At 64.9% G+C, this 26062-nt stretch carries 19 protein-coding genes and 5 pseudogenes; 13 read left to right on the top strand and 11 right to left on the bottom strand.

Features of this window, described 5'->3' with window-relative positions; all coding sequences use genetic code 11:
- Positions 1 to 201 precede the first annotated feature (201 nt).
- A complete protein-coding gene (locus tag ACTGJ9_RS17515; RefSeq protein ID WP_456678057.1) occupies positions 202 to 900 on the top strand; it encodes an ABC transporter permease in 699 nt (232 codons plus the stop codon).
- On the opposite strand, the gene ACTGJ9_RS17510 is transcribed toward ACTGJ9_RS17515, so the two are convergent.
- Positions 874 to 1683, bottom strand: coding sequence for a substrate-binding domain-containing protein (locus tag ACTGJ9_RS17510; RefSeq protein ID WP_456678056.1), 810 nt, complete (start codon positions 1681 to 1683; stop codon positions 874 to 876). The genes ACTGJ9_RS17515 and ACTGJ9_RS17510 overlap by 27 nt on opposite strands.
- Before the next feature lie 221 nt (positions 1684 to 1904).
- Here ACTGJ9_RS17510 and ACTGJ9_RS17505 point away from each other — a divergent pair, with 221 nt between their 5' ends.
- Both ACTGJ9_RS17505 and ACTGJ9_RS17500 read left to right on the top strand, forming a co-directional pair.
- A complete protein-coding gene (locus ACTGJ9_RS17505; protein WP_456678055.1) occupies positions 1905 to 2177 on the top strand; it encodes a hypothetical protein in 273 nt (90 codons plus the stop codon).
- 163 nt (positions 2178 to 2340) lie between these two features.
- Positions 2341 to 3303: a hypothetical protein gene (locus ACTGJ9_RS17500; protein WP_456678054.1), complete on the top strand. Its 963-nt coding sequence runs from the start codon at positions 2341 to 2343 to the stop codon at positions 3301 to 3303.
- 15 nt (positions 3304 to 3318) lie between these two features.
- Here ACTGJ9_RS17500 and ACTGJ9_RS17495 read toward each other — a convergent pair whose 3' ends face one another.
- On the bottom strand, positions 3319 to 4635 hold the full coding sequence (locus tag ACTGJ9_RS17495; RefSeq protein ID WP_456678053.1) for an alpha/beta hydrolase: 1317 nt from the start codon (positions 4633 to 4635) through the stop codon (positions 3319 to 3321).
- Between ACTGJ9_RS17495 and ACTGJ9_RS17490 the strand changes: the two genes are divergently transcribed.
- Both ACTGJ9_RS17490 and blaBJP read left to right on the top strand, forming a co-directional pair.
- Positions 4628 to 4831, top strand: a complete 204-nt coding sequence (locus ACTGJ9_RS17490) for a hypothetical protein (protein WP_456678052.1) — start codon at positions 4628 to 4630, stop codon at positions 4829 to 4831. The two genes, ACTGJ9_RS17495 and ACTGJ9_RS17490, sit on opposite strands and share 8 nt — an antisense overlap.
- A 68-nt stretch (positions 4832 to 4899) precedes the next feature.
- Positions 4900 to 5790: a BJP family subclass B3 metallo-beta-lactamase gene (gene blaBJP / locus ACTGJ9_RS17485; protein WP_456678051.1), complete on the top strand. Its 891-nt coding sequence runs from the start codon at positions 4900 to 4902 to the stop codon at positions 5788 to 5790.
- A gap of 9 nt (positions 5791 to 5799) precedes the next feature.
- Here the strand turns inward: blaBJP and hutU are convergent.
- The 3 pseudogenes from hutU to hutI form a co-directional block, all read right to left on the bottom strand.
- Positions 5800 to 7471, bottom strand: a pseudogene (gene hutU / locus ACTGJ9_RS17480) (urocanate hydratase).
- A 12-nt stretch (positions 7472 to 7483) separates the two neighbouring features.
- Positions 7484 to 9042, bottom strand: a pseudogene (gene hutH / locus ACTGJ9_RS17475) (histidine ammonia-lyase).
- A pseudogene (gene hutI, locus ACTGJ9_RS17470) lies at positions 9039 to 10252 on the bottom strand (imidazolonepropionase). The pseudogenes hutH and hutI overlap by 4 nt, the downstream one beginning before the upstream one ends.
- A 97-nt stretch (positions 10253 to 10349) precedes the next feature.
- Here hutI and ACTGJ9_RS17465 point away from each other — a divergent pair.
- The 6 genes from ACTGJ9_RS17465 (at position 10350) to ACTGJ9_RS17440 (ending at position 16333) form a co-directional block, all read left to right on the top strand.
- Positions 10350 to 11708, top strand: coding sequence for a formimidoylglutamate deiminase (locus ACTGJ9_RS17465; protein WP_456678050.1), 1359 nt, complete (start codon positions 10350 to 10352; stop codon positions 11706 to 11708).
- Positions 11705 to 12433 carry a histidine utilization repressor gene (gene hutC, locus ACTGJ9_RS17460; RefSeq protein ID WP_456678049.1) on the top strand — a complete coding sequence of 243 codons (729 nt, stop codon included), beginning with the start codon at positions 11705 to 11707 and terminating at the stop codon, positions 12431 to 12433. The genes ACTGJ9_RS17465 and hutC overlap by 4 nt, the downstream gene beginning before the upstream one ends.
- A 106-nt stretch (positions 12434 to 12539) precedes the next feature.
- The gene (locus ACTGJ9_RS17455; protein ID WP_456678048.1) at positions 12540 to 13484 is read left to right on the top strand and encodes an ABC transporter substrate-binding protein; all 945 of its coding nucleotides are present in this window, start codon (positions 12540 to 12542) and stop codon (positions 13482 to 13484) included.
- A 68-nt stretch (positions 13485 to 13552) separates the two neighbouring features.
- Positions 13553 to 14326 (top strand): ABC transporter permease, encoded by a 774-nt coding sequence (locus ACTGJ9_RS17450; RefSeq protein ID WP_456678560.1) that lies wholly within the window; start codon positions 13553 to 13555, stop codon positions 14324 to 14326.
- Positions 14323 to 15108 carry an ABC transporter ATP-binding protein gene (locus ACTGJ9_RS17445; protein WP_456678047.1) on the top strand — a complete coding sequence of 262 codons (786 nt, stop codon included), beginning with the start codon at positions 14323 to 14325 and terminating at the stop codon, positions 15106 to 15108. Before ACTGJ9_RS17450 ends, ACTGJ9_RS17445 begins: the two co-directional genes overlap by 4 nt.
- Complete coding sequence (locus tag ACTGJ9_RS17440; protein ID WP_456678046.1) at positions 15101 to 16333, top strand: hydantoinase/carbamoylase family amidase; 1233 nt, start codon at positions 15101 to 15103, stop codon at positions 16331 to 16333. The genes ACTGJ9_RS17445 and ACTGJ9_RS17440 overlap by 8 nt, the downstream gene beginning before the upstream one ends.
- Here the strand turns inward: ACTGJ9_RS17440 and bamA are convergent.
- The 3 genes and pseudogenes from bamA to ACTGJ9_RS17425 form a co-directional block, all read right to left on the bottom strand.
- Positions 16330 to 18845: pseudogene (bamA, locus tag ACTGJ9_RS17435) on the bottom strand (outer membrane protein assembly factor BamA). The gene ACTGJ9_RS17440 and the pseudogene bamA overlap by 4 nt on opposite strands.
- A 215-nt stretch (positions 18846 to 19060) precedes the next feature.
- The gene (locus tag ACTGJ9_RS17430; RefSeq protein ID WP_456678045.1) at positions 19061 to 20110 is read right to left on the bottom strand and encodes a LacI family DNA-binding transcriptional regulator; all 1050 of its coding nucleotides are present in this window, start codon (positions 20108 to 20110) and stop codon (positions 19061 to 19063) included.
- A pseudogene (locus ACTGJ9_RS17425) lies at positions 20107 to 20196 on the bottom strand (ThuA domain-containing protein); the annotation flags it as partial. The gene ACTGJ9_RS17430 and the pseudogene ACTGJ9_RS17425, both read right to left, overlap by 4 nt.
- Before the next feature lie 219 nt (positions 20197 to 20415).
- Here ACTGJ9_RS17425 and ACTGJ9_RS17420 point away from each other — a divergent pair.
- Positions 20416 to 21174 carry an SDR family NAD(P)-dependent oxidoreductase gene (locus ACTGJ9_RS17420; protein ID WP_456678044.1) on the top strand — a complete coding sequence of 253 codons (759 nt, stop codon included), beginning with the start codon at positions 20416 to 20418 and terminating at the stop codon, positions 21172 to 21174.
- Between the two features lie 61 nt (positions 21175 to 21235).
- On the opposite strand, the gene iolE is transcribed toward ACTGJ9_RS17420, so the two are convergent.
- Together iolE and iolD are read right to left on the bottom strand one after the other, a co-directional pair.
- A complete protein-coding gene (gene iolE / locus ACTGJ9_RS17415) occupies positions 21236 to 22135 on the bottom strand; it encodes a myo-inosose-2 dehydratase (protein ID WP_456678043.1) in 900 nt (299 codons plus the stop codon).
- Positions 22136 to 22150: 15 nt separating this feature from the next.
- Positions 22151 to 23992 (bottom strand): 3D-(3,5/4)-trihydroxycyclohexane-1,2-dione acylhydrolase (decyclizing), encoded by a 1842-nt coding sequence (gene iolD / locus ACTGJ9_RS17410; protein ID WP_456678042.1) that lies wholly within the window; start codon positions 23990 to 23992, stop codon positions 22151 to 22153.
- Between the two features lie 268 nt (positions 23993 to 24260).
- Between iolD and iolG the strand changes: the two genes are divergently transcribed.
- Complete coding sequence (gene iolG, locus ACTGJ9_RS17405) at positions 24261 to 25259, top strand: inositol 2-dehydrogenase (protein ID WP_456678041.1); 999 nt, start codon at positions 24261 to 24263, stop codon at positions 25257 to 25259.
- Between the two features lie 62 nt (positions 25260 to 25321).
- On the opposite strand, the gene ACTGJ9_RS17400 is transcribed toward iolG, so the two are convergent.
- Complete coding sequence (locus tag ACTGJ9_RS17400; RefSeq protein WP_456678040.1) at positions 25322 to 26050, bottom strand: SDR family oxidoreductase; 729 nt, start codon at positions 26048 to 26050, stop codon at positions 25322 to 25324.
- Positions 26051 to 26062 lie beyond the last annotated feature (12 nt).

Here is a 26062-nt window from a genome sequence, read left to right as displayed (position 1 = left end):
TGCCGGGTAAGATGAAACAACACATACGCCGATTCCGAATTTCGGTAAAGTGGAATATTTTGATGATGACGGCTTGACAATCGGGAGCTCGCGATAACTAGAGTGCTTCGCACGAACGGCGGGAACCAGTGTGAAACAACTTCGCAGCCACGACATCGATCATTCCAGGACATTCGACCCTGCACCGGGGCGTCAAGCCGGATGAACGACTTCGCACGATCCATCGTGGCTGCCTTTACGCTGATTGGCGAAGCCGATCCCGAGCTGCTCGGCATTGTCGCCCTGTCGGTGCGTGTCAGCCTGACGGCCGGCGTCGTCGCACTGCTGATCGGCGCGCCGTTCGGAGCCTTGCTTGCGATCATCCGCTTCCGGGGACGACAGGTCGTCATCGTGCTGACCAATGCGCTGCTTGGCCTGCCGCCGGTCGTGGTCGGACTGGCGCTCTATCTTCTGCTGTCGCGGTCCGGTCCGTTCGGCGCCGCCGGGCTGCTGTTCACGCCGACGGCGATGGTGATCGCACAGACGCTGCTGGCGACGCCGATCGTGGTCGCGCTGGTGCACCGGCCGGCGAGCCTGCTGTGGGCGGAATATGGCGACCTCGCGCGGATCGACGGACTATCGACGCTGCGCAGCATCGGCCTGCTGTTCGCACTCGGCCGGACCTCGCTGCTGACGGCCTTTCTCGCGGCGTTCGGGCGCGCCATCGCCGAAGTCGGCGCCATCATCATTGTCGGCGGCAACATTCGTGGCTTTACCCGCACGATGACCACCGCGATCGCGCTGGAGACCAGCAAGGGCGACCTGCCGCTGGCGCTCGGGCTCGGGCTGATCCTGCTCGCGCTCAGCGTGGCGGTCTCGACCCTCGCCTTCCTGCTAGTGGGACGCGTTGGGGAAAAATAGCTGCTCGCCACCGACCTTGTAGCCGGCGATCGCGTCCTGCCCCCTGGGCGAAATCAGCCAGTCGATGAAGGCTTGCCCGTCCTTCGCCTTCACGTTCGGATGCTTGTCCGGATTGACCAGCATGACGCCGTACTGATTGAACAGCCGCTTGTCGCCCTCAGTCAGGATCGCGAGCTCGCCGCGGTTCTTGAATGCCAGCCAGGTGCCGCGGTCTGACAGAAGGTAGGCGTTCGACGACGACGCCATGTTGAGTGCCGGGCCCATGCCCTGGCCGATCTCGCGGTACCAGCTGTCCTTGCCGATCGCGACATCGACGCCGGCCTCCTTCCACAATCTCAGCTCGGCCGCATGCGTGCCGGACTTGTCGCCGCGCGAAATGAACGGCGCCTTTGACGCCGCGATTCTGCGCAGGGCGTCAGCGACGTCCTTGTCGCCGGCGATTTTTGCGGGATCGCTCTTCGGGCCGACGATGATGAAATCGTTGTACATGACATCAAAACGCTTTACGCCCCGCCCCTCGGACATGAACTTGTCTTCGGCGGCCCTATCATGGACGAACACCACATCGGCATCGCCGCGCCGTCCGATGTCCAGCGCCTGGCCGGTGCCGACGGCCACGACCTTCACCTCGATGCCTTCGGCCTTCGAGAACAGCGGCAGCAGATAGCCGAACAGGCCCGACTGTTCCGTCGATGTCGTCGAGGCCACGGTAATGCTGCGGTCTTGCGCCAGTGCACTTGTCGACCAGACCAGAATCGCTGCGATGGCGGCAAGCTTTTTCATTGCGTCGTCCTTACGCCCCTAGACGTTGCAAGTTAGTCGGGAAGGATGACGCAGGAAAGCTCGACGTTCGGCGCAGGATCAGGGGCCTGGGTTCGAAGGGAGCGTCCTCACGCCTGCCTCACGGCCGTTGAACCTCGCGTGAGTTGCCGCACGATCATGGAGCGGCGCGGAATATCGCCCGCTTCGCCCGATCCATTCGATAGAACGGTTTGGAGCGTCCCATGACAAAGACAAGCATCGTCGCGGCCTTGCGGATCATTTTGTCGCTTGCGATCGCCGGCCCGGCGCAGGCCTGGCCCGGGCAGTCGTCAAGCATCCACTGCACGTGGGGCGGCGAGCAGGCGGAATGCGAAGCGCTCACCATGGCGCTGGTCCAAAAGCACGCCCTCGCGCGTCCGCACATCCGCAAGACCGACCGCGCAGCCATCCCGCTTGCACCAACGCACCAGCCCGATCGCATCGAAGATCCACTCGCATCGATGCATTTCGAATGAAGGCTGTGGCACGCGACGATGCGCAGATGTTCTGCAATTGGTCCCGTCAAGATTGACAGCGGTGTGACGGCCGGGGCAGTTTTTCACATTGCTGACGAATCAGCGGTTGCCTACGGCCTGAGTACCTCTTGGACAACTCCCAGTGCTTTCGAGACTGATATCGTTGCTGAGCCGCATTCCCGCGGTGAAATGGGCGTTCAACCGGCTTCGGCCCCTGCCGCACAGCGGTAGTCTCGACGTGGCGCCGATCCCCGCGGATGAAGAGCCGGTCATCGAGGAAGAAGTTTCGACCTCTTCGGTTGGTGTTGCGAGCGAGACGGTCGACGCGCCCGAAGTCATCAGCGGTGATCCGCCTGCGGAACTCCCGACCGATGTTGAACCCGACGTCGTCGAAGAGGCCCCGATCTCGACCCTCGAAGCCGTCGCGGCGCCTGAGCCCCCAAGCATCAGCGATTCATCTCCGGAACTTCCGGCCGATGTCGAGCCAGTCCTTGATGAGCTGGTCTTCATTGCGCCTGCCGCGAAGACGGTTTCGGTCGAGCCCTCCGAGTTCGTCACTGACGAACCCGCATTCGTCGCTTCCGTGGAGATCGAACCGGTTGCCGTCGATGAGACGCGCGTTGTCGTAGCCGACGCCGAGGTCCCCGCGCCTGTCGTCGCCGAGACCAGCATCGATAGCGAGACCGCTCCCAGCGTCGCCGCAGAGATCGAGCCGGTCGTCGCCAACGATCTTCCGTCCGTCGCAGCCGTTGTCGCAGAAGAGACGATCGCCGACGCGCCGAAGCCCCGTGCAAAGGTCGTGGAGCCCGCCGATCGCGCCGCACTGATCCGGCAACGCTGGGCCGAGACCGGGATCAGGATGTGGAATCCGCGGCTTCACGGCACCGGCGATGCCGCGCTGAATATCCAGGGGCGCATCGGACTGCTGCCGCCCGAGCCCGGCGAGACGATGCCGCGCTACGACAAGCTCGAATTCAGGATGCTCGGCGGCCAGATCGTCTGCGAAGGCGTGATCGTCGAGGCACCCGTGCATGCGAGCCAGCGCAGCTTCACCCGGCTCGCCGAGCCGCGTGGGGCCGATCGCGCCCGCGAGCCGGTGCGACAACGTCAGGCCGCCCTCGCCTGATCTTTCTGCGACCACTCAAGGGATCGGATAGCCCTTCCAGACCCATTCCAGCGCCGAAGGCAGCGTTTGCGCGATCGTGGGACGATCGACGTGCTTGGCGTTGCGCACGAACAGAAACTGGTAATGATAGCCCTTCGCCGCCAGCACCTTCGCCATCAGTGCATTCGACAACGTCCAGTCATGCATGCCGTCGGGAATGGTGGGGTTGGGATAGAACAGGTCCTGATCGCCGCCAAAATACCAGAAGCGGATCGGCTTGGTCGGCGCGGCGACGATCAGCGGCACACCGGGCGGCTCGGCCGGCGTCAGCACGCCCGCCTTCGAGATCAGGTTCGGACCCGTCGGCCCCGTCCAGGCGCTGTGATATTCCCACGCGCCGCCACGCAGTGATGGATCGTGTGGCCATTGCTGGTTGACCATGGTCGGCGAGAACGCCAGCACGCGGTGATAGAGATCGGGATAGAACCAGGCCATGGTGAAGGCTGCCACACCGCTCGAGCTTAGCCCCATGGTCGCGCGTCCTTCGGGGTTCCTGGTGAGCTTGACGCCGGCGTTCTGCTCGACAAGCGGCAGCACCTCGCGCTCGACGAACTGCGCATAGGCGCCCGACACCGCGTCATATTCGCGGCCGCGCTGGCTGCCCTGCGCGTCCTGCCCGCCATTGCCGATCTGGATCGCGACCATCGGCGGCACACGGCGCTGCGCAATCAGATTGTCGAGCGTGGTCGGGAGATCCTTGTACGCGGCAGAGCCGCCGTCGCCGATCACGATGAAAGGCGCCTCGGTACCGGGGACGTATTGCGCCGGCACATAGACGTCGATCGTGCGCGACCAGATGCCGGGATGACTGGTGGTGACGATCATGTGCGACTTGTCGTCCGGCGCGGTCACGGTCGTCATGATCGAGGAATTGGTGCAGCCGGCGACGTCGTCGCGGATCAGGCCGGGATTGTAGATCGTGCTGTCCTTCGACGAGAGCGTGAAGGATTTTGTCGTGCCGCGCGGCACGCTCTCTTTTGCGATGGTCTCGGGCGCCGGATTATGGGTGGGGCCGATGATGAAATTGCCCTCGGCGCCTGGCGGCGGCAGCGTGCCATCAGGCAGCTCGGTCGCGCGGGGATAGTTGGGATTGGAGGGATCGCGCGTCGGCGGCGCCGTCTTGAAGTCGAGGCCGGTGGTGTCGATGAAGAACGGCGCCGCCTTGTCGGTGGTGTTGGCGCCCGGCGGCACGGCCATGTTCTGGGTGACGCAGGCCGGTTGCGCGAAGGCTGTCGAAGTCAAGGAGACAAGGGACATCAGCGTCCCCGTGAGGACGGACAATGATTTGGTCATTTCAGCTCCCGGTGCTGACGAGTCCTTGCTGGTCGTCTTGACGCAAAGTATGGCGACCAGCTCGCACGCGGTCAAACCCGATGGGCACAGTGCAGCGATCGCCGCCATGCTCAAATCGGACATCGACCGTTATTCCGGGCATGACGCGCAATTTTTCGAGCATCAGACCGTTGCTGCTCCGTCGCGCAGCATTTAGCGTGCGGCTGGTCGATCCGCGGGTGTCACCTGCGGTCGCAACGACAACAAAAATCGGGAGGACAATCCATGAGAAAGCTCACGGCCGCGCTGTGCGCCCTGGCATTCTTCGCACCTGCCGCGCAGGCCCAGACCATCAAAGACTTCCTGGCGGCAGTGATGGTGAAGTGGACGGCGCCGTTCGAGCCATTCCAGCTCATCGACAACATCTATTATGTCGGCACCGACGGCATCGCCGTCTATGTCATCAAGACGTCGCAGGGCCTGATCCTGATGGACACTGCGATGCCGCAGTCGACCGGCATGATCAAGGACCACATCGCCAAGCTCGGCTTCAAGGTCGCCGACATCAAATACATCCTCAACAGCCACGCCCATCTCGATCACACCGGCGGCTTTGCCGAGATCAAGAAGGACAGCGGCGCGCAGCTTGTCGCGGGCGAGCGCGACAAGCCGCTGCTCGAAGGTGGCTACTATCCGGGGGACGAGAAGAACGCGGACCTCGGCTTTGCCCCGGTGAAGGTCGATCGCACGGTGAAAGAAGGCGACAAGGTTACGCTCGGCGACACCACGCTGACGGCGCATGAGACACCCGGCCATTCGCCGGGCTGCACCAGCTGGGAGATGACGGTCAAGGACGGCGGCCAGGACCGCCAGGTGCTGTTCTTCTGCAGCGGCACCGTGGCGTTGAACCGGCTGGTCGGCCAGCCGACCTATCCCGGCATCGTCGACGACTACCGCGCGACCTTCGCCAAGGCCAAGGCGATGAAGGTCGACGTACTGCTCGGGCCGCATCCCGAGGTCTACGGCATGCAGGACAAGCGCGCGCAGCAGATCAAGAGCGAGACGCCGAATCCCTTCGTGAAGCCCGGTGAACTCGTGACCTACGCCACAGGCCTGTCGGAGGATTTCGACAAGCAGCTCGCCAAGCAGACAGCCGCGCTTCAACCGGCGAAGTGACGGCTGCCGCTACTTCGGCAGGCTCGGCAGCTCCAACCCCTTGGCACGGGCGCAGTCGATCGCGATGTCGTACCCCGCATCGGCATGGCGCATGACGCCGCTGGCCGGATCGTTCCAGAGCACGCGCTCGATGCGCCTGGCGGCCTCCGGCGTGCCGTCGGCGACGATCACCATGCCGGCGTGCTGCGAATAGCCGATGCCGACGCCGCCGCCGTGATGCAGCGAGACCCAGGTCGCACCGCTGGCGCAGTTGAGCAGCGCGTTGAGCAAGGGCCAGTCGGACACCGCATCCGATCCGTCCTTCATCGCCTCGGTCTCGCGGTTCGGGCTTGCCACCGAGCCGCTGTCGAGATGATCGCGGCCGATCACGATCGGCGCCTTCAACTCGCCGCGCGCGACCATCTCGTTGAAAGCAAGGCCAAGGCGATGACGATCACCAAGACCGACCCAGCATATCCGCGCCGGCAGGCCCTGGAACTTGATGCGCTCCCGTGCCATGTCGAGCCAATTGTGCAGATGCTTGTCGTCAGGCATCAGCTCCTTGACCTTGGCGTCGGTCCTGAAGATGTCCTCGGGATCGCCTGACAGCGCGGCCCAGCGGAACGGCCCGACACCGCGGCAGAACAGGGGACGGATATAGGCGGGCACGAAGCCGGGGAAATCGAAGGCGTTCTTCAGGCCCATGTCCTGCGCCATCTGGCGGATGTTGTTGCCATAGTCGAGCGTCGGGATTCCCAGCGCGTGGAAATCCAGCATGGCCTGAACGTGCTCGACCATCGATGTCTTCGACGCACGCTCCACCGCCTTCGGATCGGACGCCCGCTTGGCTTCCCAATCGGCCAGTGTCCAGTCCTTCGGCAAGTAGCCGTTGATCGGATCATGCGCGCTGGTCTGGTCGGTGACGATGTCGGGCTTGACGCCGCGGCGCACCAGCTCCGGAAAAATCTCCGCGGCATTTCCGAGCAAGCCGACCGAGACCGCCTTCTTCGTTTTCTCCGCCTCCGCCATGATCGCCAGCGCTTCATCGAGCGTTGCGGCCTGACGATCGAGATAGCCGGTGCGCAGCCGCATCTCGATGCGGCTCGGCTGGCATTCGACCGCGAGCATCGAGGCGCCGGCCATGGTCGCGGCCAGCGGTTGCGCGCCGCCCATGCCGCCGAGGCCAGCGGTGAGGATCCATTTGCCGGCAAGACTGCCGCCATAGTGGCGGCGGCCGACCTCGACGAAGGTCTCGTAGGTGCCCTGCACGATGCCCTGGCTGCCGATATAGATCCAGGAACCCGCGGTCATCTGGCCGTACATCATCAGGCCCAGGCGATCGAGCTCGTTGAAATGATCAAGCGTCGCCCAATGCGGCACGATGTTGGAGTTCGCGATCAGCACGCGCGGGGCATCGGCATGGGTACGGAATACGCCGACCGGCTTGCCGGACTGAACCAGCAGCGTTTGGTCATTCTCAAGCTTGCGCAACGCGGCTATGATCCGGTCAAAGCTCTCCCAGTCGCGCGCGGCGCGGCCGATGCCGCCATAGACGACGAGCTCGCTCGGGCGCTCCGCGACATCAGGATCGAGATTGTTCATCAGCATGCGCAGCGGTGCTTCCGTCAGCCAGCTCTTGGCGCTGATGTCGCTGCCGCGAGGGGGCACGGATGGTGCGGTCATTGTCCAGTCGGCGGTTCATGCGGAACACCCCTTAGTCAAGTCTCGGAAACGGATCGGTTGGAAGTGCCGTGAGCGCCGCGGCCGGCAGCGCATCGGCTTCGATCAGCGCGGCGGCCTTGGCGAGATCGCCGGCCATGTAGCGGTCGGCGGCGAGCGCGGGCACCTGCTCACGCAGCGCCGCGATGACAGCGACGAGCGGCGCGCTGGTCGCATGCGGTGCGCGCAGCGTGATGCCTTGCGCGGCGACCAGAAGCTCGATGCCCAGGATGGCGGCGAGATTGTCGGCCATATCAGAGAGCCGCCGCGCGGCATGCGCGGCCATCGAGACGTGGTCTTCCTGGTTGGCGCTGGTCGGCGTCGAATCGATCGAGCAGGCCGCCGCACGCTGCTTGTTCTCGGCGTAGAGTGCGGCGGCCGTCACCTCGGCAATCATGAAGCCGGAATTGATACCGGGATCGGGGGTGAGGAACGGCGGCAGGCCAAAATTGAGCGCGGGATCAACCAGCGTCGCGATGCGCCGCTCGCTGATCGCTCCGATTTCCGACAGCGCCAGCGCGATCGTATCGGCGGCAAAGGCGACCGGCTCGGCGTGGAAATTGCCGCCGGAGACGATCTCGCCGGTGTCGACCAGCACCAGCGGATTGTCGGTGACAGCGTTGGCCTCGGTGATCAGCGTGCGCGCGGCCTGCGTGATCAGGTCGAGCGCGGCGCCCGCGACTTGCGGCTGGCAGCGCAGGCAATAAGGATCCTGCACGCGCTCGTCGCCCTCGAGATGGGACAGGCGGATGTCGCTGCCGTCGAGCAGCGCAGTCAGAGCCGCAGCCGCGGCGATCTGCCCGGGATGACCGCGGAGCGCCTGGATCTCGGGGCGGAACGGCGCCGTCGAGGCCATCGCCGCATCGACCGACAAGGCGCCGGTGACAAGGGCTGCGCGCAGCAGGCCAAATGCGCGCAGCACACCGGCAATGGCATAGGCCGTCGAGAACTGCGTGCCGTTAATCAGCGCGAGGCCCTCCTTGGGGCCGAGCGTCAGCGGCGCGAGACCGGCCGCAGCGAGGGCCTCACTGCCCGACACAGTCTTGCCGTCGACGATTGCCTGCCCATCGCCGATCATCACCGCCGTCATATGCGCAAGCGGCGCGAGATCGCCGGAGGCGCCGACCGAGCCCTGCTGGGGCACCAGCGGATACACACCCGTGCCAGCATGTCCTGAAGCTGCTCGATCACCTCGCGGCGTACGCCGGAGGCGCCGCGGCCAAGCGAGACGATCTTCAGCGCCATCATCAGGCGCACGATCGGCTCCGGCGTGGCCGGACCGACACCGCAGCAATGCGACACGATGAGGTTGCGCTGGAGCACCGCGGTCTGGTCCGGCGGAATTCGCTTCGACGCCAGCTTCCCGAAGCCGGTGTTGATGCCATAGACGGGCGCTGCGGCCTGCGCGGCCTCCGCAACGATCTCCGCGGCCGCCTCGACGCGCGGCCAGAACCCGGCATCGAGTATCACGGGCGCACCTGCCAGCACGCGCGCGAGGTCGTCGAGGCTGGCCGCTCCCGGCTTGACGACGATCGCTGCGCCCTGCCCGGTCATTCGCCCCTCCACACCCGGCGATACAGCGGGTTAAAGCCGATGCGGTAGACGAGTTCGGCGGGACGCTCGATGTCCCAGATCGCGAGATCGCACCACTTGCCGGCTTCGAGCGTGCCGGTCTCATCGAGCACGCCGAGCGCCCGCGCGCCTTCACGGGTGATGCCAGCCAGGCATTCGGCGACAGTCATCCGGAATAGCGTCGCACCCATGTTCACGGCGAGCAGCAGCGAGGTCAGCGGCGAGCTGCCGGGATTGCAGTCCGTCGCGAGCGCCATGGCGACGCCGTGCCTGCGAAAGGCCTCGACCGGGGCTTCTGCGTCTCACGGATGAAGTAGAACGCGCCGGGCAGCAGCACAGCCACCGTTCCGGCCTGCGCCATCGCGGCAGCGCCGGCTTCGTCGGTATGCTCTAAATGATCGGCGGAGAGCGCGGAGAATTTTGCCGCGAGTGCCGCGCCGCCGAGGTTCGAGAGCTGATCGGCATGGAGCTTGACCGGCAGCCCAAGCGCCCTCGCCGCCTCGAACACCCGCGCCGTCTGCTCGGCCGAGAACGCGATGCCTTCCATAAAGGCATCAACGGCATCAGCAAGGCCCGCTTTTGCGACGGCCGACAGCATCTCGTTGCAGACGAGATCGATATAGCGATCCTTGTCGCCGTCGGCCTCAATCGGCAGCGCGTGCGCACCGAGGAATGACGTGCGGACCGCAATTTTCCGCTGGCGGCCGAGACCGCGCGCGGCCGCCAGCTGGCGCATCTCGGTTTCGGCGTCGAGGCCATAGCCGGACTTGATCTCGATCGTGGTGGCGCCTTCGCCGATCAGCGCGTCGAGCCGTGGCAATGCGTTCGCGACCAGCCCGGCTTCGCTCGCTTTGCGCGTCGCGGCCACCGTGGAGACGATACCGCCGCCGGCGCGCGCGATCTCCTCATAGCTCGCGCCTTTCAGGCGCAGCTCGAATTCGTGCGCGCGGTTGCCGCCATAGACGAGATGGGTGTGGCAGTCGACGAGGCCCGGCGTGATCCAGCGGTCTTCGCAGTCGATCCGCTGGATAGCGTCCGCATCCGCCGGGAAATCCGCAGCTGTACCGGCATAGACGATATGGCCGCCGCGTTCGGCGATCACGCCATGCTCGATCTCGCCGAGATCGGGACGGTTGGCCCGCATCGTGGCGAGCCGGGCGTTGTGCCAGATCCGGTCGAAGCGCTCTGCCATGCCAGTGTCCTTCGCGAGGTGCCTGCGCCCCGGGATGCTTGACTTATATGTCTGCCCATATAATCGTAAGGCGGTTCTGTCCAGCCGGCGTGTCATCATGTCCCGACTGCATTTCGCCTCCGCGCTCCTGCCCTCGGGCTGGGCCAATGACGTGCAGGTGGTCATCACCGCCGGCGCGATCGCGGAGGTGACGCCGGGCGTAGCGCCGGCCGCGGGCGACGAGCGCCACGTCATCGCGCTTCCGGGACTTGCGAGCCTGCACTGCCACGCTTTCCAGCGCGGCATGGCGGGACTTGCCGAACTGCGCGGCAACTCGACCGATACATTCTGGACCTGGCGCGAGGCGATGTATCGCTTCGCCCTGGCGATGACGCCGGACGATGTCACGGCTGTTGCGACGCTGCTTTATGTCGAGATGCTTGAGCAGGGTTTTACCCGCGTCGGCGAATTCCATTATCTGCATCACGATCGTGACGGCTCGCCCTACGCCGATCCGGCCGAGATGGCCGCACGCATCGCGCAAGCTGCTGAAGCCTCTAGCATCGGCCTGACGCTGCTGCCGAGTTTTTATGCGCACGGCTCCTTCGGCGGCATCGCGCCGCATGAAGGCCAGCGCCGCTTCATCTGCTCGGTCGATCAGTTCGCCACGCTGATGGCTGCCTCGCGCAAGACCATCGCGGCATTGCCGGGCGCCAATATCGGCATCGCGCCGCACAGTCTGCGCGCGGTGGCGCCGGACGAGCTCGCGGCAATCATTCCGCTCGCCGTAGGCGGGCCGGTGCACATTCATGCCGCTGAGCAGGTGAAGGAAGTCGAGGATTGCCTGGCGTGGTCGGGCCGGCGCCCGGTGCAATGGCTTCTTGAATATGCGCCGGTCGATCAACGTTGGTGCCTCATTCACGCGACCCACATGACGGACGAGGAAGTCAGTGCATTCGCGAAGACCGGCGCGGTCGCGGGTCTCTGCCCTGTCACCGAAGCGAGCCTCGGCGACGGCATCTTTCCGGCGCGCGAGTTCCTCGATGCCGGTGGCGCGTTTGGTGTCGGCACCGATTCCAACGTGCTGGTCGGCGTCACCGACGAGCTGCGTCAGCTTGAATATGGCCAACGGCTCAAGCATCGCGCGCGCAACGTGCTGTCCGGCGGCGCCGGCCGCTCGACGGGGCGCACACTATTCGACGATGCCCTTGCGGGCGGCGCTCGGGCGCTGGCGCAGCCGATTGCGGGCCTCACGCCGGGCGCGCGTGCCGACATCGTCACGCTAGACGCCGCGCATCCGTCGCTGGCGGGCCGTGCGCGCGACTCGGTGATCGACGGCTGGATCTTTGCAGCAGGCCACGGCGCGATTGATTGCGTCTGGGCCGGCGGCAACAAGGTCGTTGAAGGCGGGCAGCATCGATTGCGCCGGTCCGCGCGCGAACGCTTCAACGCATCGGTGCGGAGGCTCGTCGCATGAGCCTCGCGACTGATGCCGCCGACCAGCCGACGCTCTACAAGCGGATCCGCGCCGACATCGAAAAGCGGATCCTGACCGGCGAATGGCCGCCGGGCCATCGCATTCCATTCGAGCACGAACTGGTCGCACGTTACGGCTGCTCGCGCATGACGGTGAACAAGGCGCTGTCGGAGCTCGCGCAGGCCGACCTGATCGAGCGGCGGCGCCGTGCCGGCTCTTTCGTGCGGCGGCCGCAGCACCAGTCTGCGGTGCTCAAGATTGCCGACATGCGCGCCGAGATCACCGCCCTTGGCCGCGGCTACGGCTACGAGTTGATCAGCCGCAAGCTGCGCGCCGCGACCGCTGCCGACCGCGAGCGTCTTGGCGTCAAGAAGGCCGGCAAGGTGGTCGCGATCGCCTGCCGTCACAGCGCCGACAATGTGCCCTTTGCGATCGAGGACCGGCTGATCGATCTCGCGTCCGTGCCAAATGCTGCGACGGCGGATTTCTCGCGCGAGCCGCCGGGCTCATGGCTGCTTCATCATGTCCCATGGACAGAGGCCGAGCATACGATCAGCGCCATTATCGCGGATGATCGCACGGCGAAAGCGCTCGACATTTCCGTCGGCGCGCCCTGCCTCGTGATCGACCGCTACACCTGGCGTAGCGCGCGCACGATCACCGCGGTGCGGCTGCTCTATCCCGGTGACTCTCACCGCCTTGTCGCCCGATTCAAGGGAGGCTGAGAGAACGATATCGGCACAAATTGTGCAACGCTTCGGGCAACAGCCCCCACAGACCGACAGAGATCAACAGAACGTTAAACCATCGATCGGCAGGAGGACGACAATCATGCGTAGTTCGACAGTTTTTGCGACAATCATTGCTCTCGCAGCCGCCACGCCCGTGCTTGCCGACGACGTCAAGGTCGGCATCGGCATCTCCGGATGGACAGGATTCGCGCCGCTGACACTGGCGAAGGAAGCCGGCATCTTCAAGAAGAACGGCCTCGAGGTCACCATCAAGAAGATCCCGCAGAAGGACCGCCACCTCGCTATCGCCTCCGGCGATGTCCAGTGCGCGGCGACCACGGTCGAGACCTGGATCTCCTGGAACGCCAACGGCGTCGCGACCAAGCAGATCTTCCAGCTCGACAAGAGCTTTGGCGCCGACGGCATGGCCGTGCGCAACGACGTCACGTCGATCAAGGAGCTGAAGGGCAAGACGGTTGCGGCTTCCGCGCCCGGCACCTCGCCCTATTTCGCGCTGGCCTGGATGCTGAAGAAGAACGGTCTCACGGTGAAGGACGTCACCGTCGTGAACCTCGAGCCGGCCGCGGCCGCGCAGGCCTTCGTCTCCGGCCAGAACGATGCCGCGATGACCTACGAGCCGTATCTGTCGACCGTGCGCGCCGCGCCCGACAAGGGCAAGATCATCGCGACCACGCTCGACTACCCGATCGTGATGGACACGTTCGGCTGCACGCCGAAATTCCTCAGCGAGAACCCGAAGGCGGCGCAGGCGCTGGCAGACAGCTATTTCGAGTCGCTCGACATGATCGCCAAGGACCAGGCCAAGGCCTATGAGATCATGAGCGCCGACGTGAAGCAGACCGGCGAGGCGTTCGGCAATTCGGCCAAATATCTGCGCTGGCAGGATAAGGCTGCGAACCAGAAGTTCTTCGCGGGCGACTTCCTCGCCTTCAACAAGGATGCCGCCGAACTCCTGCTCGAGATCGGCATCATCAAGACCGCGCCGAAGGTCGAGGACCTCTACGACGCGAGCTTCATCAAGTAAGCCCGATAACCCTTGGTCCCGCCGCCAGGCGGGACCAAGGGTAGATCGACCATTCGGATAGATAGTTGATGCGTCCCCTGGATTCCGTGACATCGAGGCAACGCGTGGCTTACGGCCTCGCGTTCTTCGTGCTGTTCGTCGCCCTCTGGTCCTGGGCAACCTTCGGCGGCCATGTGTCAAAAACCTTCCTCGCCAACCCGCTGACCATGATGCAGGAAGGTTATGACCTGCTGACCAAGCAGGCCTTCCTGTTCGACATCGGCATGACGATCTGGCGCGTTGTCGGCGGCTTTGCGCTGGCCGCGATCATCGCGGTGCCGCTCGGCGTGTTGATGGGCGCGTACAAGCCTGTCGAAGCGTTCCTCGAGCCGTTCGTATCGTTTGCACGCTATCTGCCCGCCTCGGCTTTCATTCCGCTGCTGATCCTGTGGGCCGGCATCGGCGAATTGCAGAAGCTGCTGGTCATCTTCATCGGCTCGGTATTCCAGGTCATCCTGATGGTCGCGGTGACCGTCGGCGCGACACGACGCGATCTCGTCGAAGCCGCCTATACGCTGGGCGCCAGCGACCGCGGCATCATCCGCCGCGTGCTGCTCCCCTCCTCCGCACCGGAGATCGCCGAGATCCTGCGGCTGGTGCTGGGTTGGGCCTGGACCTACGTTATCGTCGCCGAACTGATCGGTTCGTCCTCCGGCATCGGCCACATGATCACCGACAGCCAGGCGCTGCTCAACACCGGCCAGATCATCTTCGGCATCATCGTCATCGGGCTGATCGGTCTCCTCTCGGACTTCATGTTCAAGGCGTTCAACGCCTGGCTGTTTCCATGGAGGCTCGCATGACCACGCTGAAGATCGAGCAGGTCTCGCGCACCTTCCCCGCGCGCCACGGCAACGCGCCGACCAGAGCGCTGGAGCCGACCGACCTCATCATCGGCAATAACGACTTCGTCACGATTCTCGGGCCCTCCGGTTGCGGCAAGTCCACGCTGCTGCGCATCGTCGCCGGCCTCGACCGCCCGACCAGCGGGCGCGTCACGCTCGACGGGCGCGAGGTCACCGGCCCCGGCGCCGATCGCGGCATGGTGTTCCAGTCCTACACGCTGTTTCCCTGGCTCACCGTGCGCGAGAACATCGCCTTCGGCCTGCGCGAGCGGGGCGTATCCGAGGCGGAGCGCAACAAGATCGCCGACGCCTTCATCCGCCAGGTCGGACTATCCGGCTTCGAGAACCATTGGCCGAAGCAGCTCTCGGGCGGCATGCAGCAGCGCACGGCGATCGCACGCGCGCTAGCCAATGACCCAAAAATCCTGCTGCTCGACGAACCATTCGGTGCGCTGGACAACCAGACCCGCGCCTTGATGCAGGAAATGCTGCTCGGCATCTGGGAGCGCGACCAGAAGACCGTTCTGTTCGTCACCCACGACATCGAGGAGGCGATCTTCCTCGGCAGCCGTGTCGTCGTCATGAGTGCGCGTCCCGGCCGGATCAAGGCCGAGATCAATGTGGACCTGCCGCATCCGCGCTCCTACAAGATCAAGACCACGCCGGAATTCGTCCAGCTCAAGGAACGGCTGGTCGAGGAGATCCGCACCGAGGCGCTGAAGGTTGCCGAACATGCCTGACACCAAGCCCCTCGCCAACGGCGAGCGCGTCCTCGCCGATCTCAATGCGCTGCGTGCCCTGGGCGCCTACAAAACCGGCGTGCACAAGCCGACCTTCTCCGAGCCGCACAAGCAATCGCTGGACTGGCTGATGCAGAAGCTGCCCGAGGCCGGCCTCACTGGTGCGATCGACGGCATCGGCAATGTCCTCGGTACCAGCGCGAAGCCTGGACCGAAACTGCTGGCGGGCTCGCATCTGGAAAGCCAGAACTATGCCGGCTGGCTCGATGGCCCGCTCGGCGTCGTCTATGCGCTCGAGGCGGCGCGCGTGCTCAACACGGATCCCGCCGTTAAAGGGGCGGTCGAAGTCGTCGCGTGGTGTGACGAGGAAGGTCATTTCGGCAGCTTCCTCGGCTCGCGCTCCTATGTCGGACAGGTGACCGAGGCGGAGATCGACGCCGCACGCGACCGCACCAATGGCCGCCCCATGCGAGACGCGCTGACCAACATGGGGCTCGCCGGACGCGCGCGCATCGCCGCCGAGCCGGGACGGCACGTCGGTTATCTCGAGGCGCATATCGAGCAGGGCGACACGCTCGAGAGCGGCAGGCTCGCGATCGGCGTCGTGACCTCCATCGTCGGGATCTGGCAGTACCGCATCAATTTCGCCGGTGAGCAGAACCACGCCGGCACCACGCGCATGGCCGTACGCAAGGACGCAGGCCTCGCGCTGGCCAAATTCTGCGTGGAGGTCGACCAGCGTTTCCCGGCTGCATGCGGACCACGTACGGTCTGGACCACCGGCCGCATCACGCTCGATCCGGGCGCGCCGAGTATCATTCCCGGCGGCGCCGAGATGCTGTTCCAGATCCGCGACGACAACCCGGCCATAATCGCGCGGCTGGAAGAATTGCTGCGCACGATGGCGGACGAGGCCAATGCCAAAGGCCCCTGCGCGGTGACCCTGGAGCGGATCCGCGTGGGCGCACCCGCCATGATGGACTCCCGATTCCAGGATGCGATCGAGGCGGCGAGCAAGGCCGTGGCGGACGGACGATCGCTGCGCATGCCGAGCGGCGCCGGCCACGACGCGCAGATGCTCGCGACCATCATGCCGGCCGGCATACTGTTCGTGCCCTCGATCGGCGGCATCAGCCATCACTGGACCGAGAACACCGCCGATGCGGACATCGTCACGGGCGCGCAGGTGTTCGTCGACGCCTGCCGGCGGATACTGGCGGGTTAGAACGACGTGCCGCCGCCGAACCTGAACTCCTGCACCACGTCGTATTTGCCCTTCGTGAGCGGCACGGCATAGTCGAAGCGCAGCGGTCCAAACGGCGAGGCCCAGATCAGGCCGACGCCGACCGACGAGCGCACCACGCTGCTGTCGTCATATTGCAGTCCGCAGGTCGGACAGGTCTTGGTATTGACCTCGCCCGTGGCCGCCCACGAGGTCGGCCCCTGGTAACCCCAGAGCGAGCCGGCATCGGCATAGACCGCGCCCTTCAGGCCGACCTCCTTGGGCAGGAACCAGAACGGCATCTGCAACTCCATGGACGCGCCCCAGTACTTCGTGCCGCCAAGCGCATCGCCCGTAGCGCCGTAGCTGGCATAGGTAATGTCGCGTGGACCGATACCATTGGAGGCGAAGCCGCGCACGAGGTTCGGGCCCATCTGGAAGTGATCCAGCATGCGCAGATCGTTGTTGCCGATCTTGCCGAGGACGCCCCCTGGAGATGGATTACACTGACGATCTCCGAGACCAGCGGCGTGTAGTATTTGGTGTCCAGCGCCGTCTTGAGATAGGTGACGTCGCCGCCGACGCCGGCAAAATCCTGCTTGAAGTCGACGAGCAGGCCGTCGGTCGGGCTCTTGGTGTTGTCCAGCGTGTTGTAGGTCAGCGTGTAGCCCAGCGCCGAGGTCCAGGTCGGGCCGTTCGCAAGCTCTTTTCGGACCGGCAGGCTGGATTCGCCGTCGCCATAGCAACCGTAGCCGTAGAGGCCCGAGCTCGTGGAATTGGTCGGATCAACCCCGCCCAGGACATTCTGGATGTAGGCCGGCGTCGGGTTGAAGGCCAGCGACGTGTTGGCTGCGTTGTTGTTGCAATCGTTATAGGCGCTGGCGAGCGTGATGCTCTGCTGATAGAGCGAGTAGCGGAGCTGGAGCGACAGGTCCTCGCGCAACGCGAAGCCCAGACGCGGCGAGAAGCCCAGCGTCGTCACTCCATAGCTCGTATAGCTGTTCGACAATTGCTGACGCCAGTAGGTGTCGAATCCGAGCGCGATCCGGTAGTCGAGCAAATACGGCTCGACAAAGGACAGCGATACCCCGCGGGCATATTGACCGTAGGTCACCGACGCCTTGCCAAAGAGCCCCTTGCCGAACAGGTTGCGCTCGGAAACCGAGACTTCGGCAAGCGCGCCGTCGGTTGTGGAGTAGCCGCCCGACACCGAGAAATCGCCGGTCGACTTCTCCTCCATCTCGACGATCAGGACCACACGGTCGCTGGACGAGCCGGGCTCCGTGGTAATTTTGACGCTCTTGAAATAATCGAGGTTCTTCAACCGGCGCTCGGCGCGGTCGACCAGGGCGCGGTTGTAGGCATCGCCCTCGGAGAGGTCGAATTCGCGCCGGATCACGTAGTCGCGCGTGCGGGTATTGCCCCGCAAATTGATGCGCTCGATATAGGTGCGCGGCCCTTCGTCGATGTTGAACACCACCGAGACGGTGCGTGATTCAAAATTGCGGTCACCGCTCGGCCGCACCACGGCGAACGCATAGCCGCGGCGCGAGGCCTCGATCTGCATCTCCTCGACCGACTTCTCGACCGATTCGACGTTGTACAGCGAGCCGACATTGACGCGCGAAAAGCCACGCAGCGAGCTCGCGTCGAAATTGGCGATGCTGGAGCGGAAGTCGACCGTGCCGACGCGATATTGCTGGCCCTCCTCGATCTTGAAGCTGACCAGGAAGCCCTTCTTGTCCGGATCATATTCGGTCATCGCCGCCACGACCTGCGCGTCTGCAAAACCGTTCTTGAGATAGAAGCGGCGGATCAGGTCACGGTCGGCTTCGACCCGGTCCGGATCGTAGACGTCACCGCTGCTGAGGAAGCTCAGCAGATTCGATTCATGCGTCTTGATCACGTCCCTGAGGCGGTAGGACGAGAACGCGGTATTACCGATGAACTCGATCGATTTGACTGAGGTCTTGACGCCCTCCTCGACCGTGAAGACGAGATCGACGCGGTTGTTCGGCTGCTCAATGATTTCAGGGGTGACACAGACGTCGTAGCGGCCCGAGCGGCGATAGATCTCGGCGATCCGCAGCGTGTCCGACTGCACCATCGCGCGTGAGAAGGTGCCACGCGGCTTGGACTGGATCTCGGCCGAAAGCTGCTCGTCCTTGATCTTCTTGTTGCCCTCAAACGCAACGCGGCCGATCACGGCGTTCTCCACCACCGACACGACGACATGGCCGCCGGCCCGGTTGACCTTCACATCCTGAAACAGGCCGGTCTCGATCAACGCCTTGAGGCCATCGTCGAGCGCGGCCTGGTCGAACTGCCCGTTGGGGCCGGCCTTGAAGTAGGAGCGAACCGTCTCGGCCTCGACGCGGCGATTGCCTTCGACCACGATCGCGTCCGTGGCCTGCGCTGCCGCGGCTGGCTGCGGCAACAGCACCAGCGGAAGTGAGGTTGCAATCGACACGCCACCCACGACCGCCGCGACAAGCCAGGCCCGCAAAAACGACATTCAACACCTCAAGAGCACCTGACCTGCTCTGAAACGGGAAAGCTGTGGCCACGGTGTGGCTTTCACGTTGCTGTACTGTTTCTGCGGATTGAGTTTGATTGAGCCGCCAACGGCGCCGACCGGCAGTCGCCTCGCCGAGGAAAGCGCGAAACAAGGCGGCGAACTTATACGGGGCGCTGAGGGTAAGACGAAGGCTGCCGCTACGACGCCCGAAGTTACGGCAGATTATCCCGCAGAAAAATGTCGATGCGGATGCGCTCCTGGTCGGGGCTGATCGGCTCGCCGGAACAATGCGCAAGCAGGACGCGCGCCGCAGATCGCGCCTCATGGCCCGGGTCCTGATTGATGATGGCATCGAGTGTGCCGCGGACCAGGAAACGCCGCGTGTATTGCGTCAGCTCATGGGTGATCCAGACCACCTCGCGGGCGCGGCCGGAGGCCTCGAGCGCATCGGCGATGCCACGGTTTCCAGCGCCGCAGCAATAGATGCCGCGGAGATCGGGATGGCGCGCGAGCAGCGCGGCGGTGAACTCCCGTGTGCGCTCGCTGTCGTCGCGACCCTCGATGACCGGTAGCGCGCGCAGGTTCGGATACTCGCTGGACAGGATCTGGTGGAAGCCGAACTGCCGCTCGGTGTGATCGCGCAGCGACAACGATCCCGCGATCACGGCGACCGTCCCCTCGCGCCCCGCCAGAAAACGTCCCATCAGCGTCGATGCGGTCCGCCCCGCGGCCGGGTTATCGATGCCGACATAATGCAGGCGCCGCGAACTCGGCGCGTCCGACACAAGGGTCACCACGGCGCCCCCGCGCGCGGTGAGCTCGTCGATCGCGGCGCGCACCTTGGGATGATCGAGCGCGATGACGGCGACGCCTTGATAGGCCGGCGACAGATTCTCCAGCGCCCCGGCCAGCACATCCGGATTGAACACGTCGACATGGAGGATATCGATGAAGCCGCGCTGGCCGGCGAGCCAGTCCGCGGTGCGCTGGACCTGCTCGGTCAGGCTGGTCATGAAGCTGTTGCTGCCGGACGGCAGCACGAAGGCGAAGCGAAAACTCTGCCCCCGTGCGAGCCGTGCGGCCGCCACGTCCGCGCGATAGCCGAGCTTGGCGATGGCAGCCTCGACACGCGCGACGGTCTTGGCCCGCACGCCCTCGCGCCGGTTGACGACGCGATCGACGGTGGCAAGCGAAACGCCCGCCGCACGCGCGACGTCCTCCAGCGTGGCGCGAACCGCCGGCTGCGTCGCGCCAGCTGTCATTCGCGCGCTGCCCACAGCATGCCGCGGGTCATCAGCGTCCGAATCTCAGGCACGTCGAACTCGTAGGCGCGGTGGCCGAGCGATGTTGGCGCCAAGCAGGCATGCGGCCGCGGCGAGTCCCAGCTTCCCGAGCAGTCTCATCACATCCTCCCAACCGGCTTTTATTCTTTGGCGGCAATCCTGCCTTCAGTTTTTGAGGTGCGCAACTAGAATTCTGACCTATGCACCTCACAGAAGTCATGGCTAAGGTCTGGAAAACAGTCGAGGCGGCCGTCGGGTCGCCCCCAACAAACTGAGAGGTGCCCATGGCTGCCATCTATTCCGACCTCGGCGACAAGGTCGTGCTCGTCACCGGAGGTGCAGCGGGAATTGGCGCTGCGATCGTGCGGCGCTTCGCGGAGCAGAAATCCAAAGTCGTGTTCTTCGACATCAAGGTCGAGGAGGGTCAACGCCTGGCGCGCGAGCTATCCGATCAGGGACTGGCTGCGCATTTCCAGCGCGTCGATCTGACCGACATCCCCGCACTGCGCACCGGCGTGGAAGAGGCACGCAAGGCACACGGCGCGATCAACATCCTGATCAACAACGCTGCGCATGACGAACGGCACAAGACGGAGGAGATGACGCCGGAATATTGGGACGACCGCATTGCTGTGAATCTCAAGCACCAGTTCTTTGCGTCGCAAGCCGTGCTGCCGGACATGAAGGCTGCGAATGCCGGGGCCATCATCAATTTCGGCTCGGTGTCATGGATCGCCGGACAAGGCGGCATGGCCGCCTACACTGCCAGCAAATCAGGGGTGATCGGTCTGACGCGCTCGCTGGCGCGCGACTACGGCCCCTACAATATCCGCGTGAACGCGATCGCGCCGGGCTGGATCATGACCGAGCGCCAGCTCGAGAAATGGATGACGCCGGCGGGCGAGATCGAACTTCAGCAGCGGCAATGCCTGAAGCGCAGGCTGGTACCGGACGAGGTCGCGAAATTCACCGTCTTCCTCGCCTCCGACGAGGCCTCTGCCTGCACCTCCCAGCACTACATCGTCGATGGTGGCTGGGTGTGATGCTTGAATATGCTCGGTGCACCAGCTCTCGGCTGTCCGGAACCATCGAGCGGCGCAAGCGCTAGCCAAGCCGAGCCTCCTTCAGGCTCTGCTTCAGATGGGCCATACCCTTCTTCGCATAGGTCAGCGGGTGCGCCTTGTGCGGGTCCTGCTCCGCCTCGACCACAATCCAGCCGGAATAGCCCGGAAGCTCGCGGAAGACATCCGGATAATCGACCATGCCGTCGCCGGGCACGGTGTAGACACCGAGCTCGCTGCCCTGCCCCAACACCGCATCGAGGAAGCTCCAATCCTCACGGCGCGCCTGCTCCATCACCGCCGGACGCACGTCCTTGGCGTGGACATGGCTGATGCGGGAGCGATAATGTCGGGCCAGCGCAGCAGGATCGGCGCCGCCCCACGTAGCGTGGCCGGTATCGAGCAGGAGATGAGCAGCCTCGCCGCTCGCCGCCATGAAGGCGTCGATATCCGCCGCGCTTTCCACGATGGTGCCGATGTGATGATGGTAGACCAGCCTCACGCCCTCGGCGAGCGTACGCTCCGCGACCTCTGTGATGCGGCGGCCGAACTCCGCCCAGTCGCCGGCCCTCATGACCGGCCGCTGCGATAGCGGCTTGCTGCGATCGCCATGGATCGCATTCGAGGTCTCGGCGAACACCAGCACGGTCGATCCCATCGCCTTCAAGAGATCAAGATGCGGGCGCAGATGCCGCATCTCCTCATCGGCATCGCGCCGCAGAAGCTCCGCCGAATACCAGCCGGAGATGCAGGCCATACCGAACGGTGCGAGCGCAGCCTTCAGCGCCTGCGGCTCGCGCGGAAATTTGTGGCCCAGCTCCATGCCTTCGAAGCCCACCTCGCGCGCCTCGGCCAGGCAGGTCTCGAGCGGTGTCTCGCCGCCAATCTCCTGGAGATCGTCGTTCGACCAGCCGATGGGGTTGGCGCCGATACGGATGGGCATGTCGTCCTCGCTCGATCAGTAATTGCGGCGCACGAGCGCCTCGACATAACTGCGCCTTGCGGCCTCGACCTCGGCACGCCCCGAGACCTCCGGCACCGCCACATCCCACCAATGGCCGCCGATATCGGTAGAGCGGAGCGGATCGGTGTCGATCACGACGACGCTCGTCCGATCGTGGCGTCGCGCCTCGTCGAGTGCGGCTTCCAGCTCAGTGATATCAGCGACCTTGCGTGCGATCGCTCCCATCGCGGCGGCGTGGGCTGCAAAGTCGACCTCGGGCAGCATCTCGTGACGGGCGTCGCGCAGGAGGTTGTTGAAGGAGGCGCCGCCGGTCGCGTTCTGGAGCCGGTTGATGCAGCCGAAACCGCGATTGTCGAGCACGACGATGATGAGCTTGGCACCGAGCATCACCGACGTTGCGATCTCGGAATTCATCATCAAATAGGACCCGTCGCCGACCATCACGACGACTTCGCGCGCGGGATCGGCGAGCTTGACGCCCAGCCCGCCGGCGATCTCGTAGCCCATGCATGAATAGCCGTATTCCATGTGGTAGCCGCCGGGCGCCCCCGGTTGCCAGAGCTTGTGCAGCTCGCCGGGCAAGCCGCCGGCCGCGCAAAGCACGACATCGCTCGCTAGGCTGCGGCGCTGAACGGCGCCGATGACCTGAGCATCGCTCGGCAAGGTTTCGTTGCCGGCCGCGGTGTAGCGCGCAGCCGTTTCCAGCCAGGCGGTGCGGCCAGTCCTTGCCTGCTCGGTCCAGGCGGCAGGTGCCGCCCAGCCCCGAAGTGAGGCGCCGAGTTCCGCCAGAACGACCTTGGCATCGCCCACGAGCGGCTGCGCACGGTGCTTGCCGGCATCGAAGCTCTGCGTATTGAGCCCGACGATCCTGCAAGCGGGATCGACGAAGAGCGAGCGCGAGCCAGTGGTGAAATCCTGCAGCCGGGTGCCGATCGCAAGAACGAGATCGGCCTGCCGCGCCGCATCGTTGGCCGCGCCCGTGCCGGTGACGCCGATCGCACCGAGATTCAGCGGATGGTCGTGAGGCAGCGCGCTCTTGCCGGCTTGCGTTTCGGCCACCGGCATTCCATGCGCCGTGCAAAACATTGCGAGATCACGTTCTGCCTCGCTATAGAGGACGCCACCGCCGGCGACGACGACCGGACGCTTGGCCCCCTTGAGCAGTGCGACAGCCTGAGCCAGCTGCGTCTCGTCGGCCCGCGGCCGGCGCGGGTGCCAGATGCGCTCGGCGAAGAACCAGTCTGGATATCCGAAGGCTTCCGTCTGCACATCCTGGCAGAGCGCGAGCGTCACGGGTCCGCATTCGGCCGCATCCGTCAGAACCTGCATCGCACGCTCGAAGGCGGGCATGATCTGCTCGGGCCGGGTAATGCGGTCGAAATAGCGCGAGACAGGCCGGAAGCAGTCATTGGCCGAGACAGTACCGTCGCCGAAATCCTCGATCTGCTGCAGCACCGGATCCGGGCGGCGTCCGGCGAAGACATCACCAGGCAACAGCAGCACCGGCAGGCGATTGACGTGAGCGACCGCAGCGGCCGTCACCATATTGGTCGCACCGGGGCCGATCGAGCTCGTCACCGCCATCATGCGCCTGCGGCGCGAGGCCTTGGCGAAGGCGATTGCGGCATGTGCCATCGCCTGCTCATTATGCGCGCGCAAGGTTGGCAGACGATGGCGAGCGGCATACAGCGCTTCGCCGAGACCTGCGACATTGCCATGCCCGAAGATTGCCCAGACACCGGCGAAGAGCGGCTGCTCCTCTCCGCCGATGACCGTCCTCTGCGCGGCCATCGCGGCCACGAGCGCCTGCGCCATGGTGAGCCTGATCGTCGCCATCACTCGCTCCCGCTCAACCGCGCCGCCCGGCCTGGATCAGCCGGCCGAAAGGTTTCATCATCGCTCCGACCTTGACTAGGCGGCGCAGAGAATGGAATGCTTATTCCAATAGTCAAGCAAGACGAAGAAAATATGCCATCCAGGAGTGCCTCGAACTGGCTCGCCTACAATCACGATCCCGATGGCACGATCGCCATCGCCACCGGCGGCACACACCTCCGCGGAGCCCATCACTGATGTGTACCGGGATGTCTTAGACGGACATGAGATGACAACGCGGTTTGGACTTCTTGGCGCCGGCAGGATCGGGCGCATTCACGGTCTCAATGTCGCGGCGCGCGGCGATGCACGGCTCGTCGCGGTGGCCGACGCCTCGAGCGAGGCCGCGTCCTCGCTAGCCCAAGTCGCAGGCGCGAAAGTGGCCGACCCGGATGCGATCATGAGCGATTCCGGAATCGATGCCATCCTGATCTGCACGCCGACCGATACCCATGCCGACCTGATCGAGGCCGCCGTCTCGGCCGGCAAGGCGGTGTTCTGCGAGAAGCCGCTCGATCTCGATTCGGGCCGCATTCGCCGCTGCCTGGCCACGGTCGAGAAAGCGGGCAAGCCCCTGATGATCGGCTTCAACCGCCGCTTCGATCCGAACTTCGCGGCGCTCGAAAAGCGGCTGCGCAGCGGCGAGGCCGGCGAGATCGAGATCATCAGCGTCATCTCGCGCGATCCCGGACCACCGCCGGTCGACTATGTGAAACGCTCGGGCGGTCTCTTCCGCGACATGATGATCCATGATTTCGACATGGCGCGCTTCCTGCTGGCGGAGGAACCGGTCGAGGTCTTCGCGCTCGGCTCGGCGCTGGTGGACAAGGCCATCGGCGAAGCCGGCGACGTCGATACCGCCGCCGTGCTGATGAAGACGGCGAGCGGGCGCATCGCACAGATTTCAAATTCGCGCCGTGCCACTTATGGCTACGACCAGCGCATCGAGGTGCATGGCTCGAATGGAATGCTAAGGGCCGGCAACATCCACGAGACGACCGTCGAGATCGCGACCGGCCAGGGCTTCCGTGCCGATCCGGTGCAGAACTTCTTCCTCGAGCGCTATGCCGCCGCTTATCGCGCCGAACTCGCTGCCTTCATCGATGCGTGTGTCGGCAAGGCTGCGCCCTCCCCGACCGGTCTCGACGGGCTGCGCGCCCAGATGCTCGCCGACGCGGCCACAGAATCGGCCCGCACTGGTCGCCCTGTCGCCATCAAGGCCACCTGACGATCGCTCCGGCCGAATTCCTGCTGCGCGCAGCCCAAGGGCTGCCTCGCGCGATAGCGCGTCTACAAGTCGTTGCTCTGCGGCAAAATGACGAGATCGCGAATAGTGACGTTCCTCGGCCGCGTGAGCATGAACAGCACGGCCTCCGCCACTTCGGCTGGCTGCATCAAGCCTCCGGCCGCCAATTCGTCGTCGAGCTTGTCCTTGGGCCAATCCTTGATCAGGGCCGTGACCACGGGACCTGGAGCGACGGCGCCGACGCGCAGCCCGTGCTTGGCAACCTGCCGCCTGACCGTATGCACGAAGGCCTGAACCGCGTGCTTGGAAGCGGTGTAGATCGGCTCCCAAACCACCGGCACCAGACCGGCAACCGAGCTTGTCACGATGATGTCGCCGGTCCGACGCGCGACCATGTGCGGCAGGACGGCATGGACCGAACGGAAGGTAGCATTCACGTTGAGGTTCAGCACGCGGTCCCAGATATCGGGGTCCCCGTCCACAATATCGCCGCCGACGTAGGTTCCGGCGTTGGCGTGAAAGATATCGAGTTGGCCCGCGAGGTCCAGTATCGCCGGCATCATGCGGCTGACGCTTTCAGGCTTGGTGAGGTCGATCGTCAACGGGATTGCCCCCGGGCCGAGGATTGCGCACGCCGACTTCAGGGCATCCTCGTCACGATCGACCAGGACGACGCGCGCGCCCTCGCGCAACAAAATCCTGGAGCATTCCAGACCGATCCCCGAAGCCGCTCCCGTAACGGCGGCGACTTTTCCGGACAGCGTGAGAGTCATGGCGTTCCTGTT

This window comes from Bradyrhizobium sp. RDM12, from assembly GCF_051917485.1.
GTDB lineage: Bacteria > Pseudomonadota > Alphaproteobacteria > Rhizobiales > Xanthobacteraceae > Bradyrhizobium.
This window is presented reverse-complemented; position numbering and strand designations above follow the sequence as displayed.

What these genes read in the sequence shown, in the direction of transcription:
- ACTGJ9_RS17515 (WP_456678057.1), top strand. Translation starts at nt 202, where the DNA reads ATGAACGACTTCGCACGATCCATCGTGGCTGCCTTTACGCTGATTGGC.
- ACTGJ9_RS17510 (WP_456678056.1), bottom strand. Translation starts at nt 1,683, where the DNA reads ATGAAAAAGCTTGCCGCCATCGCAGCGATTCTGGTCTGGTCGACAAGT.
- ACTGJ9_RS17505 (WP_456678055.1), top strand. Translation starts at nt 1,905, where the DNA reads ATGACAAAGACAAGCATCGTCGCGGCCTTGCGGATCATTTTGTCGCTT.
- ACTGJ9_RS17495 (WP_456678053.1), bottom strand. Translation starts at nt 4,635, where the DNA reads ATGACCAAATCATTGTCCGTCCTCACGGGGACGCTGATGTCCCTTGTC.
- blaBJP (WP_456678051.1), top strand. Translation starts at nt 4,900, where the DNA reads ATGAGAAAGCTCACGGCCGCGCTGTGCGCCCTGGCATTCTTCGCACCT.
- ACTGJ9_RS17465 (WP_456678050.1), top strand. Translation starts at nt 10,350, where the DNA reads ATGTCCCGACTGCATTTCGCCTCCGCGCTCCTGCCCTCGGGCTGGGCC.
- hutC (WP_456678049.1), top strand. Translation starts at nt 11,705, where the DNA reads ATGAGCCTCGCGACTGATGCCGCCGACCAGCCGACGCTCTACAAGCGG.
- ACTGJ9_RS17455 (WP_456678048.1), top strand. Translation starts at nt 12,540, where the DNA reads ATGCGTAGTTCGACAGTTTTTGCGACAATCATTGCTCTCGCAGCCGCC.
- ACTGJ9_RS17450 (WP_456678560.1), top strand. Translation starts at nt 13,553, where the DNA reads ATGCGTCCCCTGGATTCCGTGACATCGAGGCAACGCGTGGCTTACGGC.
- ACTGJ9_RS17445 (WP_456678047.1), top strand. Translation starts at nt 14,323, where the DNA reads ATGACCACGCTGAAGATCGAGCAGGTCTCGCGCACCTTCCCCGCGCGC.
- ACTGJ9_RS17440 (WP_456678046.1), top strand. Translation starts at nt 15,101, where the DNA reads ATGCCTGACACCAAGCCCCTCGCCAACGGCGAGCGCGTCCTCGCCGAT.
- ACTGJ9_RS17430 (WP_456678045.1), bottom strand. Translation starts at nt 20,110, where the DNA reads ATGACAGCTGGCGCGACGCAGCCGGCGGTTCGCGCCACGCTGGAGGAC.
- ACTGJ9_RS17420 (WP_456678044.1), top strand. Translation starts at nt 20,416, where the DNA reads ATGGCTGCCATCTATTCCGACCTCGGCGACAAGGTCGTGCTCGTCACC.
- iolE (WP_456678043.1), bottom strand. Translation starts at nt 22,135, where the DNA reads ATGCCCATCCGTATCGGCGCCAACCCCATCGGCTGGTCGAACGACGAT.
- iolD (WP_456678042.1), bottom strand. Translation starts at nt 23,992, where the DNA reads ATGGCGACGATCAGGCTCACCATGGCGCAGGCGCTCGTGGCCGCGATG.
- iolG (WP_456678041.1), top strand. Translation starts at nt 24,261, where the DNA reads ATGACAACGCGGTTTGGACTTCTTGGCGCCGGCAGGATCGGGCGCATT.
- ACTGJ9_RS17400 (WP_456678040.1), bottom strand. Translation starts at nt 26,050, where the DNA reads ATGACTCTCACGCTGTCCGGAAAAGTCGCCGCCGTTACGGGAGCGGCT.